Source organism: Sulfitobacter sp. DSM 110093, assembly GCF_022788715.1.
In the GTDB taxonomy this organism is placed as follows: Bacteria; Pseudomonadota; Alphaproteobacteria; order Rhodobacterales; family Rhodobacteraceae; genus Sulfitobacter.
Map to the genome: position 1 here is coordinate 2,143,344 of NZ_CP085167.1, position 15,695 is coordinate 2,159,038.

20 protein-coding genes, 1 tRNA gene and 1 other RNA gene are annotated in these 15,695 nt (G+C 59.4%); 9 read left to right on the forward strand and 13 right to left on the reverse strand.

What is annotated here, in order from left to right:
• Positions 1 to 4: 4 nt before the first annotated feature.
• Together DSM110093_RS10460 and DSM110093_RS10465 are read right to left on the reverse strand one after the other, a co-directional pair.
• On the reverse strand, positions 5 to 391 hold the full coding sequence (locus DSM110093_RS10460; RefSeq protein ID WP_243264985.1) for a hypothetical protein: 387 nt from the start codon (positions 389 to 391) through the stop codon (positions 5 to 7).
• A gap of 205 nt (positions 392 to 596) precedes the next feature.
• Entirely contained in the window at positions 597 to 1,070 is a 474-nt protein-coding gene (locus DSM110093_RS10465; RefSeq protein WP_243264986.1) for a hypothetical protein, read from the reverse strand.
• Positions 1,071 to 1,246: 176 nt separating this feature from the next.
• Here DSM110093_RS10465 and DSM110093_RS10470 point away from each other — a divergent pair, with 176 nt between their 5' ends.
• Positions 1,247 to 1,876 carry a GntR family transcriptional regulator gene (locus DSM110093_RS10470; RefSeq protein WP_243264988.1) on the forward strand — a complete coding sequence of 210 codons (630 nt, stop codon included), beginning with the start codon at positions 1,247 to 1,249 and terminating at the stop codon, positions 1,874 to 1,876.
• A gap of 61 nt (positions 1,877 to 1,937) precedes the next feature.
• Here the strand turns inward: DSM110093_RS10470 and rpoH are convergent, their stop codons facing one another.
• Both rpoH and DSM110093_RS10480 read right to left on the reverse strand, forming a co-directional pair.
• On the reverse strand, positions 1,938 to 2,834 hold the full coding sequence (rpoH, locus tag DSM110093_RS10475; RefSeq protein WP_243264990.1) for an RNA polymerase sigma factor RpoH: 897 nt from the start codon (positions 2,832 to 2,834) through the stop codon (positions 1,938 to 1,940).
• Positions 2,835 to 3,007: 173 nt separating this feature from the next.
• Positions 3,008 to 4,054, reverse strand: a complete 1,047-nt coding sequence (locus DSM110093_RS10480; RefSeq protein WP_243264991.1) for an RluA family pseudouridine synthase — start codon at positions 4,052 to 4,054, stop codon at positions 3,008 to 3,010.
• Here DSM110093_RS10480 and DSM110093_RS10485 point away from each other — a divergent pair.
• Positions 4,053 to 4,343, forward strand: a complete 291-nt coding sequence (locus DSM110093_RS10485; RefSeq protein ID WP_243264992.1) for a DUF6476 family protein — start codon at positions 4,053 to 4,055, stop codon at positions 4,341 to 4,343. The genes DSM110093_RS10480 and DSM110093_RS10485 overlap by 2 nt on opposite strands.
• Here DSM110093_RS10485 and DSM110093_RS10490 read toward each other — a convergent pair whose 3' ends face one another.
• Positions 4,344 to 5,129, reverse strand: coding sequence for an inositol monophosphatase family protein (locus DSM110093_RS10490; protein ID WP_067624477.1), 786 nt, complete (start codon positions 5,127 to 5,129; stop codon positions 4,344 to 4,346).
• Between the two features lie 165 nt (positions 5,130 to 5,294).
• On the opposite strand from DSM110093_RS10490, the gene DSM110093_RS10495 reads away from it, so the two are divergent.
• Complete coding sequence (locus tag DSM110093_RS10495) at positions 5,295 to 6,335, forward strand: NADP-dependent oxidoreductase (protein WP_243264993.1); 1,041 nt, start codon at positions 5,295 to 5,297, stop codon at positions 6,333 to 6,335.
• A gap of 72 nt (positions 6,336 to 6,407) precedes the next feature.
• On the opposite strand, the gene DSM110093_RS10500 is transcribed toward DSM110093_RS10495, so the two are convergent.
• On the reverse strand, positions 6,408 to 7,313 hold the full coding sequence (locus DSM110093_RS10500) for a LysR family transcriptional regulator (RefSeq protein ID WP_243264994.1): 906 nt from the start codon (positions 7,311 to 7,313) through the stop codon (positions 6,408 to 6,410).
• Positions 7,314 to 7,407: 94 nt separating this feature from the next.
• Here DSM110093_RS10500 and DSM110093_RS10505 point away from each other — a divergent pair, with 94 nt between their 5' ends.
• Positions 7,408 to 8,274: a methylenetetrahydrofolate reductase gene (locus DSM110093_RS10505; RefSeq protein ID WP_243264995.1), complete on the forward strand. Its 867-nt coding sequence runs from the start codon at positions 7,408 to 7,410 to the stop codon at positions 8,272 to 8,274.
• An 80-nt stretch (positions 8,275 to 8,354) separates the two neighbouring features.
• Positions 8,355 to 8,837: a PaaI family thioesterase gene (locus tag DSM110093_RS10510; protein WP_243264996.1), complete on the forward strand. Its 483-nt coding sequence runs from the start codon at positions 8,355 to 8,357 to the stop codon at positions 8,835 to 8,837.
• A 116-nt stretch (positions 8,838 to 8,953) separates the two neighbouring features.
• Here DSM110093_RS10510 and DSM110093_RS10515 read toward each other — a convergent pair.
• A tRNA-His gene (locus DSM110093_RS10515) sits at positions 8,954 to 9,030 on the reverse strand.
• 65 nt (positions 9,031 to 9,095) lie between these two features.
• Positions 9,096 to 9,578: a GNAT family N-acetyltransferase gene (locus DSM110093_RS10520; RefSeq protein ID WP_243264997.1), complete on the reverse strand. Its 483-nt coding sequence runs from the start codon at positions 9,576 to 9,578 to the stop codon at positions 9,096 to 9,098.
• 79 nt (positions 9,579 to 9,657) lie between these two features.
• Here DSM110093_RS10520 and DSM110093_RS10525 point away from each other — a divergent pair, with 79 nt between their 5' ends.
• Positions 9,658 to 9,846, forward strand: coding sequence for a DUF6324 family protein (locus DSM110093_RS10525; protein WP_243264998.1), 189 nt, complete (start codon positions 9,658 to 9,660; stop codon positions 9,844 to 9,846).
• Positions 9,847 to 9,857: 11 nt separating this feature from the next.
• Here DSM110093_RS10525 and DSM110093_RS10530 read toward each other — a convergent pair whose 3' ends face one another.
• On the reverse strand, positions 9,858 to 10,334 hold the full coding sequence (locus DSM110093_RS10530) for an MmcB family DNA repair protein (protein ID WP_243264999.1): 477 nt from the start codon (positions 10,332 to 10,334) through the stop codon (positions 9,858 to 9,860).
• 89 nt (positions 10,335 to 10,423) lie between these two features.
• Between DSM110093_RS10530 and DSM110093_RS10535 the strand changes: the two genes are divergently transcribed.
• From DSM110093_RS10535 to ssrS, 3 genes are all read left to right on the forward strand, one after another.
• Positions 10,424 to 11,752: a hypothetical protein gene (locus tag DSM110093_RS10535; RefSeq protein ID WP_243265000.1), complete on the forward strand. Its 1,329-nt coding sequence runs from the start codon at positions 10,424 to 10,426 to the stop codon at positions 11,750 to 11,752.
• The gene (locus tag DSM110093_RS10540) at positions 11,749 to 12,525 is read left to right on the forward strand and encodes an ATP-dependent Clp protease proteolytic subunit (protein ID WP_243265001.1); all 777 of its coding nucleotides are present in this window, start codon (positions 11,749 to 11,751) and stop codon (positions 12,523 to 12,525) included. The genes DSM110093_RS10535 and DSM110093_RS10540 overlap by 4 nt, the downstream gene beginning before the upstream one ends.
• Before the next feature lie 74 nt (positions 12,526 to 12,599).
• Positions 12,600 to 12,754, forward strand: a non-coding RNA gene (gene ssrS, locus DSM110093_RS10545) — 6S RNA.
• A 65-nt stretch (positions 12,755 to 12,819) separates the two neighbouring features.
• Here the strand turns inward: ssrS and nusB are convergent.
• The 4 genes from nusB to DSM110093_RS10565 all read right to left on the reverse strand — a co-directional run bounded on the left by nusB (position 12,820) and on the right by DSM110093_RS10565 (position 15,644).
• The gene (gene nusB, locus DSM110093_RS10550) at positions 12,820 to 13,296 is read right to left on the reverse strand and encodes a transcription antitermination factor NusB (protein WP_243260970.1); all 477 of its coding nucleotides are present in this window, start codon (positions 13,294 to 13,296) and stop codon (positions 12,820 to 12,822) included.
• Positions 13,293 to 13,844, reverse strand: coding sequence for a 6,7-dimethyl-8-ribityllumazine synthase (locus DSM110093_RS10555; RefSeq protein WP_243265002.1), 552 nt, complete (start codon positions 13,842 to 13,844; stop codon positions 13,293 to 13,295). The genes nusB and DSM110093_RS10555 overlap by 4 nt, the downstream gene beginning before the upstream one ends.
• Positions 13,845 to 13,849: 5 nt before the next feature.
• A complete protein-coding gene (ribB, locus tag DSM110093_RS10560; protein ID WP_243265003.1) occupies positions 13,850 to 14,974 on the reverse strand; it encodes a 3,4-dihydroxy-2-butanone-4-phosphate synthase in 1,125 nt (374 codons plus the stop codon).
• 82 nt (positions 14,975 to 15,056) lie between these two features.
• Entirely contained in the window at positions 15,057 to 15,644 is a 588-nt protein-coding gene (locus tag DSM110093_RS10565; protein ID WP_243265004.1) for a riboflavin synthase, read from the reverse strand.
• Between the last annotated feature and the right edge of the window lie 51 nt (positions 15,645 to 15,695).

Genomic DNA, 15,695 nt, shown 5'->3' on the forward strand with positions numbered 1-15,695 from the left:
TGCGTTAAGCAGCACGCAGGGTGATATCTCCTCTGTTGAGACGGTCGAAAAGGACGGATAGGTTAACGGCGCTTTGGATCAGCCTTTGGCGCAGGTCTCTGCGCTGGCCGCTACCACCCAATGACACGCTTGCCCGAAGGCAGACGGTGCGGGGCGGCTCGGACGGATGGCGCATGTAGGTCACTTCGACCATCGCCTCGACCCTACCGAAATCGCGAGCGTAATGAACCTTGCGAAAACGTGCCTCAGAAACGGTATAACGTACTGGGGGTTCACTGGGAGTATGGAAAACGTTAACGGGATCAAAGCTGCGTCTGCGCCGGATAATGTCACCTGCGGTAAGGTGCATGATGGGGACAGATGAATCTTGTACGGTGGGGCGGTTGTGCATGTCTGATCCTTCTCTCAAGCGTCGTTTGTTATATCTTCCCTTCTTATGAGCAGTCGCTTTGCCTCAATGGAACCAAGGCCCCCCAAGATGTATACATGTTGTCGAGCCCAATTAAGGCAAGAATAAGGCGACAATTGGCCGAGAATGTGGCAATAGCATAGTTTTTCGATTTTCTGCGCTGAAACCTATGCAAATAAACGTTTTACTAACCTTTTTCCTGCTCAAGCAGCCAGCCTTCCTGAAGCTGATTCTCGATTGCCTCAGAGAAGTGTTTTCGAACCAAGGCGATAGCTTTAGCAGCGGGAAGGCCAGCTCCCATCAACAACCATGCCGCAACAAGCCCGCTGCGCCCTGCCCCATATTGGCAAGACAGTGCAACGGTCTCTCCCGCATCCAGCGCACGCTCAAATCGGGTTCTGTGGTCGGGCCATTCACGTAGGAATGCATCCCCCGGAACGTGAAAATCTATGATTGCTGAAAAATATACATGCAGTCCAACCCGCTGAGATATAACCTTAATTAATTGAAAAGCACCCTCTGGCAGCTCTGCTTCTTCCGTTAAGACAAGCAATTGTCTGGCGCCTACATTGCGCAGTCCTTCGAGGGTTTCCGTCATCTGTTGCGGGTCGAGATAAGGCGTGCCACCCACCTCTGTTAGGAGCCCGGGAAAACCGGTCATCGCCAAGTACCCGCCCCGCGGGGTTGGGATGACAGCGCGGATTGAGGTGCCTTCAGCATCAAAACGAGGAGTATCTATTGGCATAGTGACATCCGAATAAGTTGAATATTTGTATCAATACCTGTATACATGTTAATTAAGCAAGAACGCGATTAAACCCGAGACGTGAGGCGAAGTTGAACCAGGTCAAATCCAGCCAAGCGATTGCCGAAACGCTGCGTGCAGACATCTGCCTGAATCGCGGTACCGAAGACGGGATGCTGCACGAAGTCGCCTTGGCGCAGCGCTTCGGCGTTTCGCGCACGCCCATCCGGCAAGCGCTTCAACGGCTCGCTTATGAGCGTATGATCGCGGTGAAATCCGGTGTTGGTTCGGTGATCACCCCATTGGAAGACGCCAAGCGCGCCGACGACATCCGCGCCGCCGTGGCGATCATTGAGGCTGCGGCCAAATGCGCGCCCTCTCACCCCGTGCCGCCTGTGCATTTTATGTCAATTGTCGGGATACTGGGGATGATGGATATTTGCGAACTGAACCGCGCTGAAGACTTCTTTGACATACGCGCCCGGCTTCTGGCGGCTTTAGCGGACATGATCGAAAACCCAATTCTCAGCGATGCATTCCGCGCCGCGTACTGGCGGTTGATCAGATGGACCATACTGGATCTGACCACTGCGCCTGAGCACCAAGCAGCTCACCTGCGCGAGCTTCTTCAATCCGCTGCACGTACAATGAAGACCGGAACATTGGCCGAAGGTTTTGCGCAGATTGCCGTGATCGAAGGCAGGCTTTCTCAGCCAAGCTAGGTGGCCACGCAAAAGCCCCGCTCAATAGAACGGGGCTTAATGCATCAAAAGGGAAGACGGCTTAAGAGGCGGCCATCATGCCCTTTTCTTTTGCCAAGTCGCGCATCCGTTTTTGCAGCTTTTCAAAAGCGCGGACCTCAATCTGGCGAATGCGTTCGCGGCTGACATCATACTGCGAAGAAAGGTCTTCCAATGTGACCGTCTCATCCGACAGGCGGCGTTGGGTCAGAATATCTTTCTCACGGTCGTTCAGCACATCCAATGCTTCGGCCAACATTTCGCGCCGTGTTTCCAGCTCATCCCTCTCGGCGTAGTCGCCCGCTTGGTCGGCATCTTCATCTTCCAGCCAATCCTGCCACTGCATCGTTCCTTCGCCTTCGGAACCGACGGTGGCATTCAGCGATGCATCGCCGCCTGACATACGCCGGTTCATGGAAACGACTTCGGCTTCGGTCACACCCAATTGGGTAGCAATCTCTGACACATTTTCAGGACGCAGATCGCCTTCTTCCAACGCGCCGATCTTGTTCTTGGCTTTGCGCAGGTTGAAAAACAGTTTCTTCTGTCCAGAAGTCGTACCCAGTTTCACCAGCGACCACGACCTCAGGATATATTCCTGGATCGATGCGCGGATCCACCACATCGCGTAGGTGGCAAGGCGGAAGCCCTTCTCAGGATCGAAACGCTTAACAGCTTGCATCAGGCCAACGTTCGCTTCCGAGATCACCTCAGCCTGCGGCAGGCCATAGCCCCGGTACCCCATCGCGATTTTCGCAGCGAGACGGAGGTGAGATGTCACCATCCTGTGGGCAGCTTCGGTGTCTTGTTCTTCGACCCAACGTTTGGCCAACATGTACTCTTCCTCAGGCTCCAACAGGGGGAACTTGCGGATCTCTTGCATATAGCGGTTCAACCCGCCTTCTGGTGTTGGTGCGGGCAGATTTGCATAATTTGCCATGTCTTGTCCCTTTCCTCAGTTCAACCGAGGCCTATGTTATTTCGCTTAACATACAATATGGGCGGCCCCCTTTATGCTTTCAAGACAGAAGCGTTCACGCTTTTGTTCAAGACTGCACAGTTTCTGTGAACAAAACGTAACCAACGTCGCAGCGGTTCCTTAGGGCAGCGGGGTCACGCCGATGGGTCCGATGGCCCCTCGCGAAGCATATCCAACAGCGCCGCCATATCCGGCGGCAAAGGTGCTTCGAAGCGAAGGTTCTCACCGGTCACGGGATGTTCAAACCCCAAAACCGCGGCATGCAGTGCCTGACGTGGGAAGGCGCGGATCGCGTCCGCTGTCGCCTCCGGCAAAGCCGCCTTGGCCAGCTTGCGCCGCCCGCCATAGGTCGCATCCCCGACCAACCCGTGCCCCGCATGGGACATGTGCACGCGAATCTGATGCGTGCGCCCTGTCTCTAACCAGCATTCCAGCAGCGCCAGAACCGACGGCGTGCCGAAACGTTCAATCGTGCGGGCACGTGTCACCGCGTGACGACCGCCCTGAAACAGCACCGCTTGGCGCTGCCTGTCGGTCTTGTGCCGCGCCAACTGTGTGGTCATGCGCAGGATGTTTCCCGCCTCAAATGATGCACCTTTGACCCCGCGCAGGCGCGGGTCATTGGCATCTGGCACACCGTAGACAAGCGTCTGGTAATACCGCTCAACAGTATGCTTCTCGAACTGCGCCGCCAGCCCATGATGCGCCGCGTCGGATTTGGCGACAACCAGCAGCCCGGTGGTATCCTTATCAATGCGGTGCACGATACCGGGCCGTTTCATGCCGCCCACACCCGAAAGATCGTCGCCGCAATGTGCAAGCAATGCATTAACCAAAGTGCCCGATGGCGAGCCCGGCGCGGGATGCACCACCATGCCAGCGGGTTTGTCGATCACGATCAGGTCGTCATCCTCAAACACCACCGACAGGGGAATATCTTCGGGCAGGATGTGGCTTTCCGCCGCTTCCTCAACGGAGATATGCACCACCTGACCTTCGGCCACTTTGGCGCGGGGGTCTTGCACCACTGCTCCGTCCACCGTCACGGCCCCCTCTTCGATCAACCGGCCCAACCGGGTGCGCGACAGGTTCGCTTCCTCTGGCACATCGCGGGCGAGCGCCTTATCAAGACGAGCGGGCGGGCTATCGCCCAGAATGAAATCAATGCGGCGGTGAGACATGGACACGGACAACCCTGATGAACCGGCGAACCTGCGGTTTCTGCGGCGGATGGTGACGGTATTGACCGTCGTGATGATTGGCGGGGTTCTAGTGCTGATCTTCGTGCTTGTCACCCGTCTGAGCGATCAAGGTCCGACAATGCCGCGCAGCATCACCCTGCCCGATGGCAGCAGCGCCCAAGCATTTACGCAAGGACGCGGCTGGTATGCGGTGGTGACGGACGCGGATGAAATCCTGATCTTTGACCAGTTGACCGGCGAATTGCGCCAGACGCTAGCGATCGAATAATCAGCCGCGGATCGTCTTGGCGAAGGTCGAATAGATCGGCTCGTTCGAGCAGATAATCTCGCCGTGTTGAAGGATGTTACGCTCAGGACGGATCGCCTCAACAAGGCCACCGGCCTCTTTGACGATCAACATACCTGCGGCCACATCCCACGGTTTCAAACGACGCTCCCAAAACCCATCGTAGCGGCCCGAAGCGACATAAGCGAGATCGAGCGAAGCAGCGCCCCAGCGGCGCACACCAGCGCAGACGGGCAAGAGACGGCCCAGATCCTTCAGCGTTTCGGGGAGATCGGCACGACCACCGAAAGGCAAGCCCGTAGCAAAGATCGATTCAATCATCCGGTGACGGCCGGACACGCGCAGGCGGCTTTCGTTCATCCATGCGCCGGTGCCTTTTTCGGCAAAGAACATCTCATCCTTGGCAGGGTCAAAAACCACACCAGCGACAATCTCACCCTTATGCTCCAACGCGATGGAGACGGCCCAATGCGGCAGACCGTGCAAGAAGTTGGTGGTGCCATCCAGTGGGTCGACGATCCAACGGCGTGTGGGATCTTGGCCCTCTTCCTCACCGCCCTCTTCGGCCAGCCAGCCGTAGGTCGGGCGCGCGCCCATCAGGTCGTCTTTGATGATCTTCTCGGCGCCAATGTCGGCTTTGGTCACGAAATCGCCCGCGCCTTTGACCGAGACCTGAAGGTTCTCGACCTCGCGGAAATCCTTGACCAATGCACGCCCCGCTTTGCGTGCCGCTTTGATCATGATGTTAAGATTCGCACTGCCGATCATTGTTCGCGCCCTTTGATGGATAAGGCGGGACGTATAGGGCGCAAGAGCGCAATTGCCAAGGGGGCAGAAATCCGCGCCGCCGATAGGCCTTGTGCAACGTGCGGGTTGTTTTCAGCAAAGGAAAGAACACCTTGGACCCGTAGCAATAAGCACGAAGGAAACCCCATGCCTGACCAAATGCAAAAAATCGTCCTCGCCAGCCGCCCAGATGGTGCGCCCACGCCCGAGAATTTCCGTCTGGAAAGCGCAGATTTGCCGCAACCCGGCGATGGCGAAATCTTGGTCGAAGTGCATTACATGTCGCTTGATCCTTATATGCGCGGTCGGATGGACGATGCGAAATCCTATGCCGCGCCGGTGCCCATAGGGGGGCTGATGGAAGGTGGCAGCGTCGGAAAGGTGATCGCCTCGAATGACCCGAGTTTTGCTGTCGGCGATTTTGCCTTTGGCGCGTTCGGTTGGGCCACCCACGGCGTTGCCCCGGCCAAGCAATGTCAAAAGGTGGATGCTGATGGCGTGCCAATCACCGCGTCGCTTGGCGTTTTGGGGATGCCGGGGCTGACAGGTTGGTATGGTTTGAATGACATCGGTCAGCCCAAAGAGGGTGAGACCCTCGTCGTGGCGGCGGCCACCGGGCCGGTCGGGTCCATTGTTGGGCAGTTGGCCAAGGCCAAAGGGCTGCGCACCGTCGGCATCGCGGGAGGAGCCGAGAAATGTGAGATAGCAACCCGCGATTTCGGTTTCGATGTCTGTCTGGACCATCGCGCCTATGACGATGCCAAATCCCTACGTGCCGCGCTGAAAGAAGCGGCCCCAAATGGGATCGACATCTATTACGAGAACGTCGGCGGCAAAGTGCTCGACGCGGTATTGCCGCTGATGAACGCGCATGGCCGTATCCCTCTTTGTGGCATGATCGCATGGTATAATGCGGGCGGGCTTGGTGCCGATGCCGAAGGTGCCGGACTTACCGCGCCGCGTCTGTGGCGCACGCTCTTGGTGAATTTCCTTACGGTACGCGGCTTTATCATCGCAAACCACTGGGACAAGATGCCCGAATTTCACCGCGAAGTGGCCCCTATGGTCGCCGATGGGCGTGTGAAGGTCAAAGAAGACATTACCGAGGGGCTGGAGAATGCACCTCAGGCATTTATCGACATGCTGAACGGTGGAAATACTGGAAAGGCTATTGTTAAGGTGAATTAACCACAGACGAGGCTGCATGCGTCGTTCCGCACTGCGGGACGGCGCATCGCCCCTCGGCCCTCCTCAGTTGCCTTAGGCCTGCTGCAATTTGCGTGCCTCCTGCCCGGCCAGTTTCAGTAACTCATTCATGAACGGCTTGCCCAAGTCATCCTTGCGCACCGCCGCGTAAAGCCTGCGCGTGATGCCCTGCGCCGTCAAAGGCCGCGTCACATAATCAGACGAATATTTCACCTCGCGCACCACCCAATCGGGCAAGACAGACACCCCCCTATTCGACGCCACCAACAGCAAAATCACCGCCGTCAGTTCCACCTGCCGGATCGCCGCAGGCTCGACCTTGGCCGGGATTAACAACTGGCTGAACACATCTAATCGTGTACGTTCTACCGGATAGGTAATCAGCGTCTCACCGCGAAAATCCGCCGCCTCGACAAAGGGTTTCTCAGCCAATGGGTGGCTCTGGGACGCCACAAAAACCGAATTGTAATCGAAGAGTTCGACAAACTCGACGCCCGGCAGTTCTTCGGGATCGGACGACACCACCAGATCAACCTCTTCGCGCAGCAGCGCGGGCAGCGCGTCAAAGGCCAAACCGGGGCGAATATCTACATCTACATCCGGCCAATGGCGGCGGAACTGCTCCAGCACCGGGAAGAGCCATTCGAAACAAGCGTGGCATTCAATGGCGATATGCATCCGCCCCGTGCTGCCCGCCCGCAGGCCCGAGAACTCATCCTGCAACGCCTCGACCTGCGGCAAGACCTGCTGGGCAAGCTTCAACAACCGCTGTCCCGCCGGGGACAGTTTCAACGGTTTTGAGCGCCGTACAAACAACTCGACCCCCGCCTGATCCTCAAGCCCCTTCACTTGGTGACTTAAAGCCGATTGCGTGATATTCATCTGATCCGCCGCGCGGGCCAGCCCGCCCGCCTCGTGGATGGCCTTAATCGTGCGCAGGTGACGGAACTCAATGTGCATGTGAGGCATTACTCATGTTCAAGATGAATGTTATGAGTTTGTCTCACAGCGCTGAATGTGAGACAAGACGTGAAACCGCCAAAAGGATCTCTCGATGACCACCCCTGCTGTTTCCTTCGAAGTCTTCCCGCCCCGCACCGTCGGCGCGGCGTTCAAACTGTGGGATGCGGCTCAGGCGCTGGCCCCACTTGCGCCGCGCTTCTTCTCGGTCACCTATGGCGCGGGCGGCACGACCCGGGATCTGACGCATGATTCGGCCCATGTGCTGCACCGCACCTCCGGCTTGCCGGTCGCCGGGCATTTGACCTGCGTGGGGGCCAGCCGCGCGGAAACCATGGAAGTCGCCGATAAATTCGCCGAAGCGGGTATAAAAGACATCGTCGCCCTGCGCGGCGATCCGCAGGCGGGCACCGACAGATTTGCGCCCCACCCCGAAGGTTTCGCCGATAGCTGCGAATTGATCGAAGCACTGGCCAAAACTGGAAAATTCACCATCCGCGTCGGGGCCTATCCCGATCCGCACCCCGAAGCGGCGGACCAGCAGGCCAACATCGACTGGCTGAAACGCAAGTTCGACGCCGGTGCCGATGAGGCGCTCACCCAGTTCTTCTTTGAAGCCGAGACTTTCCTACGGTTCCGCGATTCCTGCGTGAAGGCAGGGATCGACAAGCCGATCACACCGGGCATCCTGCCGGTGGTCAACTGGACCTCGGCCCGCAAATTCGCCGTCAAATGCGGCACGCCAATCCCGGAATGGGTCGACCAAGCCTATGAAGCGGCGATCCGCGATGACCGTCACGATCTGCTGGCCCAAGCGATGTGCACCGAACTGTGCAGCGAGTTGATCGACGAAGGCGTTGATGCGCTGCATTTCTACACGCTCAACCGCGCCGAGCTGACCCGCGATGTCTGTCGTGCCATTGGCGTGACGCCGCAGGTCGATCTTTCGGACGTCGCGTAAGCAAAACTACAGGTGCGCAGGGGCTTGCCCCTGCCCCCCTCGGGCGTATCCTCCGCAGCAACCATTTGCCGGAGAAGACCATGCCCCGTATCGCCCAAAGCCCTGCCGACCTTCTGTCTCAATCTGAGGCCCTGAAACTTTCGGGGCTGGAATTCATGCAGGCGATCTTGGACGGCACCAACCCCGGTCCGCCCATCGGACAAACCATGGGCTATAGACTGCATTCGGTCGAAGAGGGCCGCATCGTCTTTCGGGGGGCGCCCAGCTTTAGCATGACCAATCCAATGGGCACGGTGCACGGCGGCTGGTACGGCACGCTGCTTGATTCAGCGATGGCCTGCGCTGTGATGACGAAAATCCCGCGCGGATCGGTCTACACCACATTGGAATACAAAATTAACATCCTGCGCGGTCTGCCATTGGGGATGGAGATCGACTGCATCGGTGTCACCGACCACGTTGGCCGCTCCACCGGCATCGCGCATGGGGAAATCCGCGGAGTTGACGATGGCAAGCTCTACGCCACAGGCTCAACCACCTGCATCGTGATGAAGCTGGGCTAAGCCGTTCGGCAACGCGGGGTAAGTCCCCCGCTTTTCCACCCTCACAATTGAATTTCCAGCATCGTTTGGAAACGATCTGAACCGCACGCTTCGCCAGAACTAAATGGGGGGGGGAGTGGTACCACCTCCTGGTCTCGAACCAGGGACCTCTTGATCCACAATCAAGCGCTCTAACCAACTGAGCTAAGGCGGCACTGGGGCGGATTTAGCGCCCGTAGCAGAGGAATGCAAGACCTCAGGCGCAGAAGAATTGCAGCTTTAGAGCAGAATTTCCCAAGTCTGCTCGACGTTGGCTTTCCCGAATGAAACCGCCGGGCGGCTATCGGTCAATTCCCAACCGCTTCGAGCATAGAGCGCACCCGCAGCACGGTGGGATTCGTGGGTCCAAAGTTGCATGCCTTCATACCCTTGGTCACGGGCGAACCTCATGCAGGTTTGCAGCATTCGTTGCCCCAACCCATGCCCTCGGGCTTCTGGAACCAACAGAAACAGCCGCAGCTTTGCCCGCTGGGCGTTTAACTTCACACAAAAGATCGATCCCAGCCGCTGGTTCCCCTTTTGGGCGATCCAGCCCCTTTCACAGGCGGGGTCATGATCGCGAAGGAATTCATCAATGATCTGAGTGACGAGTACGTCAAAGCTGTCATCGAACCCCTCTTCAAGCGCGTAATGCTCTTGGTGCTGACGAATAAGCCAATCCCGGTCGCCTTGGTCGAATGTGCGAATCTCGATATTTTCCATAGGCCAGCATGGCCCTAAGATCGCTTGCCTTTCAACCCGCAGCGCGCTAGCGATAAGCCCCACCAAACCGGAGGCTCCCATGGGCATCGACACCGAACGCGACATCGAAGCAAACCTGCAAATCGGCCCGACCGACAAAGGGATGGTCCGTCTCTTTATCGAAGGTGGTGGCGTGGAAATCCCGATGGATTTCACCCCGGATGAAGCCCGCGAAATCGCCGAAGAAATCATGGCCGCTGCAAGCCGCGCGGGTAAAAAGGGCCGCTAGGCCCCTGTCTTTCAAGACCAGTTCGGCGCCATGTCGGGATCGCGCAGCCTGTGCAGGCGCCGGGCGGCATGGGTCGCGAACTTTTGCACCATCACCTTGCGCCGCGCGGGCGCAAGTTTGGTCTCATCGCTCATTCGCACAATCTCAGCGCCATAGGCGTCACCGATGATGAGGCCGCTTTCCTCTGGCAGCAGATCGACCGGGAAATCGCTGTCGACAGCCCAGAAAAACCGATCCGCCCATTCTAAATATCCCTCCCACTTTGCGTCGCCCATGAAATCGGCGCGGCAGGACTTACATTCGACGATCCAAATCTCTCCCTTAGGGCCAAGCGCCATCACATCGACGCGCAAGCCACGTGCCGGCACCAATTCCTCAACGCAGGCGAAACCGAGATCGGCCAAATGCCGCATCACCCCCCGCGCCAAAAGCTGGCCGGGCTGAAACTTTTGTATGTCTGTCTCCATCATAGGGACAAATATGAACATTTAGTGAACACCCGCAAGAGGAAGTACCGGAAAGTTTGGTAATTTCCCTGCCGCCCCCTATCTTGAAACAAGCAAAGCGAGGGGATTCCATGGCAGACCGCGAACCGATGAGTGAGACACAGGCGCGCGGTGTGCGTTACGCCCGTGAGTTGGAGGGCCATTTGACGTGGCTCGACACGTTTTCGGGCACTGCTTTGGGCGTCTTGGCCGTGGCCTCTGGGATCTACACCTACCTCGGTGTCTCTTCGCTGTTGGACGACAATGGCGCCATGTCTGCCTTTGCGGCGATCGCCTATTCGGTGGCGGTGTCGGTCGGCATTTTCGTCTTTTGGTCATACCTTTTGCGCCTCTTCCCAGCTGTTCGCACCACCCGCGCGCGCATGGGGCTTCTTGGGGCGATGGGGCTTGGCTCCGTCGCGATCATCGCGATGTCGAGCTGGCTCAACGCCGCTGCACTGGCCGGGTCGGCAGCGGTGGAACAGCACCTCGCTGAAACCGTGCAAGACTACCAAGGCGCGCTGGAGCGTACCCATGAAATCGCCCTTTCCGCCCAAGGGCTTGAGCGTGACGTGGCGCGCGTTAGGCAAAGTTTCGAAGACCTCAGCGAACAGGAAGCGGCAGGCAGCCTTTCGGGCCTTGCCGGGCGCGGCGCGGTGTTTCGGGTACTGCGACAGAAATCAGCAGAGCTTTCGGGGCTAGAGGCGCAGATCGCCACCCAGACGCCACTGGTGAATGATGCTTTTGCCGAAGGAAACCAAATCCTCAGCCGGATGCGCGCCCTTACCGTAGAACCCGGCCCCGTCGAGGCCCGCTCGGTCGAGTTTTCGGAACAAGCCGTGCGGCTGGCAGGGCTGATCACCCGACTACGCCAACTTTCCGTCGCCCCGCTGGTTGAACGCGCAGCACAGGATCTTGCGGCCTCTGTCGTGCTGCCCGAACTGGATGGCAGCAGCGAAGAACAGCGGGGTGCTCAGGGGGCCACGATCACCTCGGTACTAGAAGTGCTGGCCCAACGCGCTGCCACCCTAGAACGCGCCGCGCAAGACGTGCAATCCATGCCGCCCGCCGCCGACACCACCTACACGCCGATCTCCAGCGCCGATGCGGTGATCCTTTATGCGCGCAACTTCGTGCCTTCTTGGGCCGGGGCAATTGCCATTGATCTGCTGCCCGCCGTGCTGGTGATGATCCTCGCCATTACCCAAGGCGCGATCCGTTCGGGCCGCGAAGGGGCAGCCGTCGAAGACACCCTAACCCTTGCGGAACTGCGCGCAGCCCTTGCCGCCGTGCGCGATGTGGATGCGGCGATGCAGGAAAGCCCCGCGCATAAACGCGCCGCCCCAGCCCCGCAACCATCCGATGAGGGTGGTGAGTCCGAAGACACGCCCGGCCACGTCACACCGATCAAAAGCACATGAGCGAATCCACGCCCCCAGACCAAGGCACCTCAGGCAAACCGCCCATCGTTGGGCGGGTGTTAATTGGCGTGCTGATCTTTCAGCTTGGCCTTGCGGTGCTGCTGTTCTGGGGGGATCTTGGCGAGGGGCTGCGCCTGCCGGGCTTTGGCCCACAAGCGCCAGAACTGACAGAGCCAATCCGCCCCGGCGATCAGACGCGCCGTTTCCGCCCCGAACGCGCGCCCACCCCCGGCCAACCAATGCCCGAGACCGATCTGCCCGACCGGCTGGTCTTAGCGCCCGTCTCTGGCGGGCGTGCTGCGCTGCTGGAAGGGGCGATCGAAGCAGGCGATGCCGAGCGAATCGTCAAGCAACTGACCGAACTTTCGCCCGCGCCCGAAGAGGTCTATCTGAACTCCCCCGGCGGGTCCGTGCGCGATGCACTAGAACTGGGCCGCTACCTGCGCCGCGAAGGGTTCAATACTGCGATGCGTAACGGCGATATCTGTTATTCCGCCTGCCCCTACCTGCTGGCCGCCGGAGAGACGCGCGTGGTGCCGGATAGCGCTTCCGTCGGGGTGCATCAGCATTACTTTGGCGAAAGCACGCTATTGCCTGCCTTTGTCGCTGTAGAGGACATCCAGCGCGGCCAAGGCGAGGTTATGCGGTATCTTGATGAAATGGGGATCAATCCGCTGGTCATGCAGCATGCGCTGGTGACACCGCCCGACGAAATCTATGTGCTGCTGCCCGACGAGTTGCGTCAATACGGCTTTATTCCGTCCGAAGACTGAGTGGCCAAGAGAAGTTTGCGAAATCCACCTTTGCCCCTTGCCCCAGCGCCCCTTGGCCCCTACATCGGGGTCGACGGGTTCTGCCCTGTTCGTGAACGTTACATTCCAGTGGCCTTAAGCAAATCCGAGGGAGCTGGCTCTGTCCGAGCCCTGGTTCGGTTACCTGGCGCCCACCTGTACATACAGGTCCTCGGGAATATAAAACAGCAGCGGCAGGTGCGGTTCCCGTCACTCCCCCTTCGCTGCAATTTGATCTGATTGCTCTGGTCCTTAGGCCGGGAGCCCCCCGCGCCTTCAGAACGCTTCGGGACGGGCCTCACGTGCCATATGGTCAAGCACCGCGTTCACAAAGCTCGGCTCGCGCCCATCGGGGAAGAACGCATGCGCCACGTCGACATACTCTTTGATCACCACGCGCGGTGGCGTATCGTCATGGCGGAACTCGGCGCCCGCGGCGCGGAACAGCGCACGCAGGGTGGGGTCGATCCGGGCGATGGCCCATTTGGCGACGATGGCACGGTTGGCCATCTGGTCAATCGGCGCCTGATAGTTCACCGCATCTTCGAGCACCCGAGAGAAGTGATCGACATCCCCCTCCTGCATTTCGTCGCCCTCATAGACGGCGCCGAAACGATGGTCGATGAACTCGTGACGCACGACATCGACCGTCTGGGCGGAATGCTCCATCTGGAACAGCGCCTGCACGGCATAGAGCCGCGAGGCCGACTTCATCTTACGTTTCTGATTGCCCGAAAGCGCGTTGCTGGTCATGCGAGGTTTGATCCATCCGTGTCGCCGGCCATCAAAGTGTCCTGCCCGAATGGCTTGAACCCGATGCCCTTGCTCTGGCGGCCCCATTTACGAGCGAGCGCGATAAGATGCAAGGCCGCAGCCGCCGCGCCGCCACCTTTGTTTTGCCCCTCGGGGTCGGCGCGGACCTCGGCCTGCTTTTTGTTTTCCACCGTCAGGATGCCGTTGCCGATGCAAAGCCCTTGCAGACCAAGCAGTTGCAGGGCGCGGCTGCTGTCGTTGCAGACAGTTTCATAGTGCGTTGTCTCGCCACGGATCACACAACCCAAAGCGACGTAGCCGTCGAAGTTGCTGCCCCGGTCGGAAATGCCGATGGCGGTGGGAATCTCCAACGCGCCGGGCATCTCAATGACCTCATAGGTGGCTCCCGCGGCCTCAAGCTCGGCCTTGGCTCCGGTTAGCATGCCGTTCGCGATGTCCGAATAATAGGGCGAGACAACGATCAGCAACTTCACCGGCTCATCAAATTCCGGGCGCGGCAGGATGGTGTGTTCTTCGGCGGAAGCCATGGCAATTACTCCGTGGTGATGGGCCGGGTGCCCACAATTTCCAGCGCATAGGCATCAAGGCCCAGATAGCGCGTGTCGGGATTGTCGGTCAGCAGGACCAACTCATGCAGCCCCATCGACGACAGGATCTGCGCGCCCAGCCCGGTGCGTTTGATGGTGCGCGGACGCTCGTCATCTTCGGCATCCAGCCGCAGGCGCGGATAGGGATCGCGGAAGAGCACAACAGCGCCGCGGCCCTCTTCAGCGATGATCTGCATCGCGCGGGGCAATTCGTCCGCCGGGCTGGGACCAAGGCCGAGGATATCTTCCAGCGCGTTGATCGCATGGGTCCGGATCAGCACCGGCTCGGGGGTCGAGATATCGCCCTTGGTCAGCACCACATGGTCGGTGCCGGTGATTTCGTCAGAGAACACCCGCATCTGCCAATCGCCGCCGTAGGCCGAGGTCACGGTGCGGCTGTCACGTTCCACCAGCAGGTTGTCGTGCTTGTGGCGGTAAGTGATCAGATCGCTGATCGTGCCGATTTTCAGCCCGTGTTCAGCCGCAAACTCCACCAGATCAGGCAGACGCGCCATTTCGCCATCATCTTTCATGATCTCGCAGATCACGCCCGACGGGTGCAGCCCGGCAAGACGCGAGATATCGACCGCAGCTTCGGTATGGCCCGCCCGCACCAACACGCCACCATCGCGGGCGCGCAGTGGGAAGACATGGCCGGGAGTGGCGATATCGGCCGAACCGGCTTGCTCAGAGATCGCCACCGCCACGGTCAGTGCGCGGTCTGCCGCAGAAATACCCGTGCTCACGCCCTCACGCGCTTCGATGCTGACGGTAAAGGCCGTTTCATGCCGCGAGGAGTTGTTTACCGCCATCATCGGCAAGCCCAGATGATCGACCCGCGCCGAGGTCATCGGCAAGCAGATCAGCCCGCGCCCGTGGGTCGCCATGAAGTTAATCGCCGCGGCATCGGCAAACTGCGCCGGGATCACCAGATCGCCTTCGTTCTCGCGGTCCTCATGGTCCACAAGAATGAACATGCGACCTTGGCGCGCGTCTTCGATGATATCTTCGATCGGCGAAATCGCGTCGCTCAGCCCTGTCTCGACCGGTCCGGGTGTGTCAAATTGCATCGGCTGCTTTCCATCTATCTGTTGCCCGGCTCTTAGCCTGACCCGCGCCGCTTGGCCAGAGCGCGCCCCGAAGGGCGCGGCGTCACATCTCGTTCAGGCGGGCCACGTAACGGGCCAGCGTGTCGATTTCGAGGTTCACAAGATCGCCGACTTTAGCGTCGCCCCAAGTCGTCACCTCTTTAGTATGCGGAATGAAGTTGATGCCAAAATCGCAGCCTTCGACGTCATTCACCGTCAGCGAGGTGCCATTCAGCGCGACCGAGCCCTTTTGCGCGATGAACCGCGCCAGATCCTTTGGCGCGCGCAGGGTCACCCGGGTGCTGTCGCCCTCATCTCTCATCTCAATAATCTCGGCCACGCCATCGACATGGCCCGATACGATATGCCCGCCCAGTTCATCGCCCACCTTCAACGCGCGCTCTAGGTTCACGCGCCGCCCTTCGGCCCAATGCTGGCCAAGGTTGGTCTTCTGCACCGTCTCGGCGCTGATTTGCACCTCGTACCAATCATCGCCCAGCCCCACGACCGTCAGGCAGACCCCATCGCTGGCGATTGACGCGCCCATGTCGATGCTGCTGGTGTCATAGCCGGTCTGAATGCGCGCGCGCAGGTCGCCTTCCTGCTCCAGCTTGGTCACGCTGCCAACGTCTGTGATAATGCCGGTGAACATGGATAGGCTCCTTTGCAGTTTGGCGCAGTGGTAAACCCGCGCACCGCCACA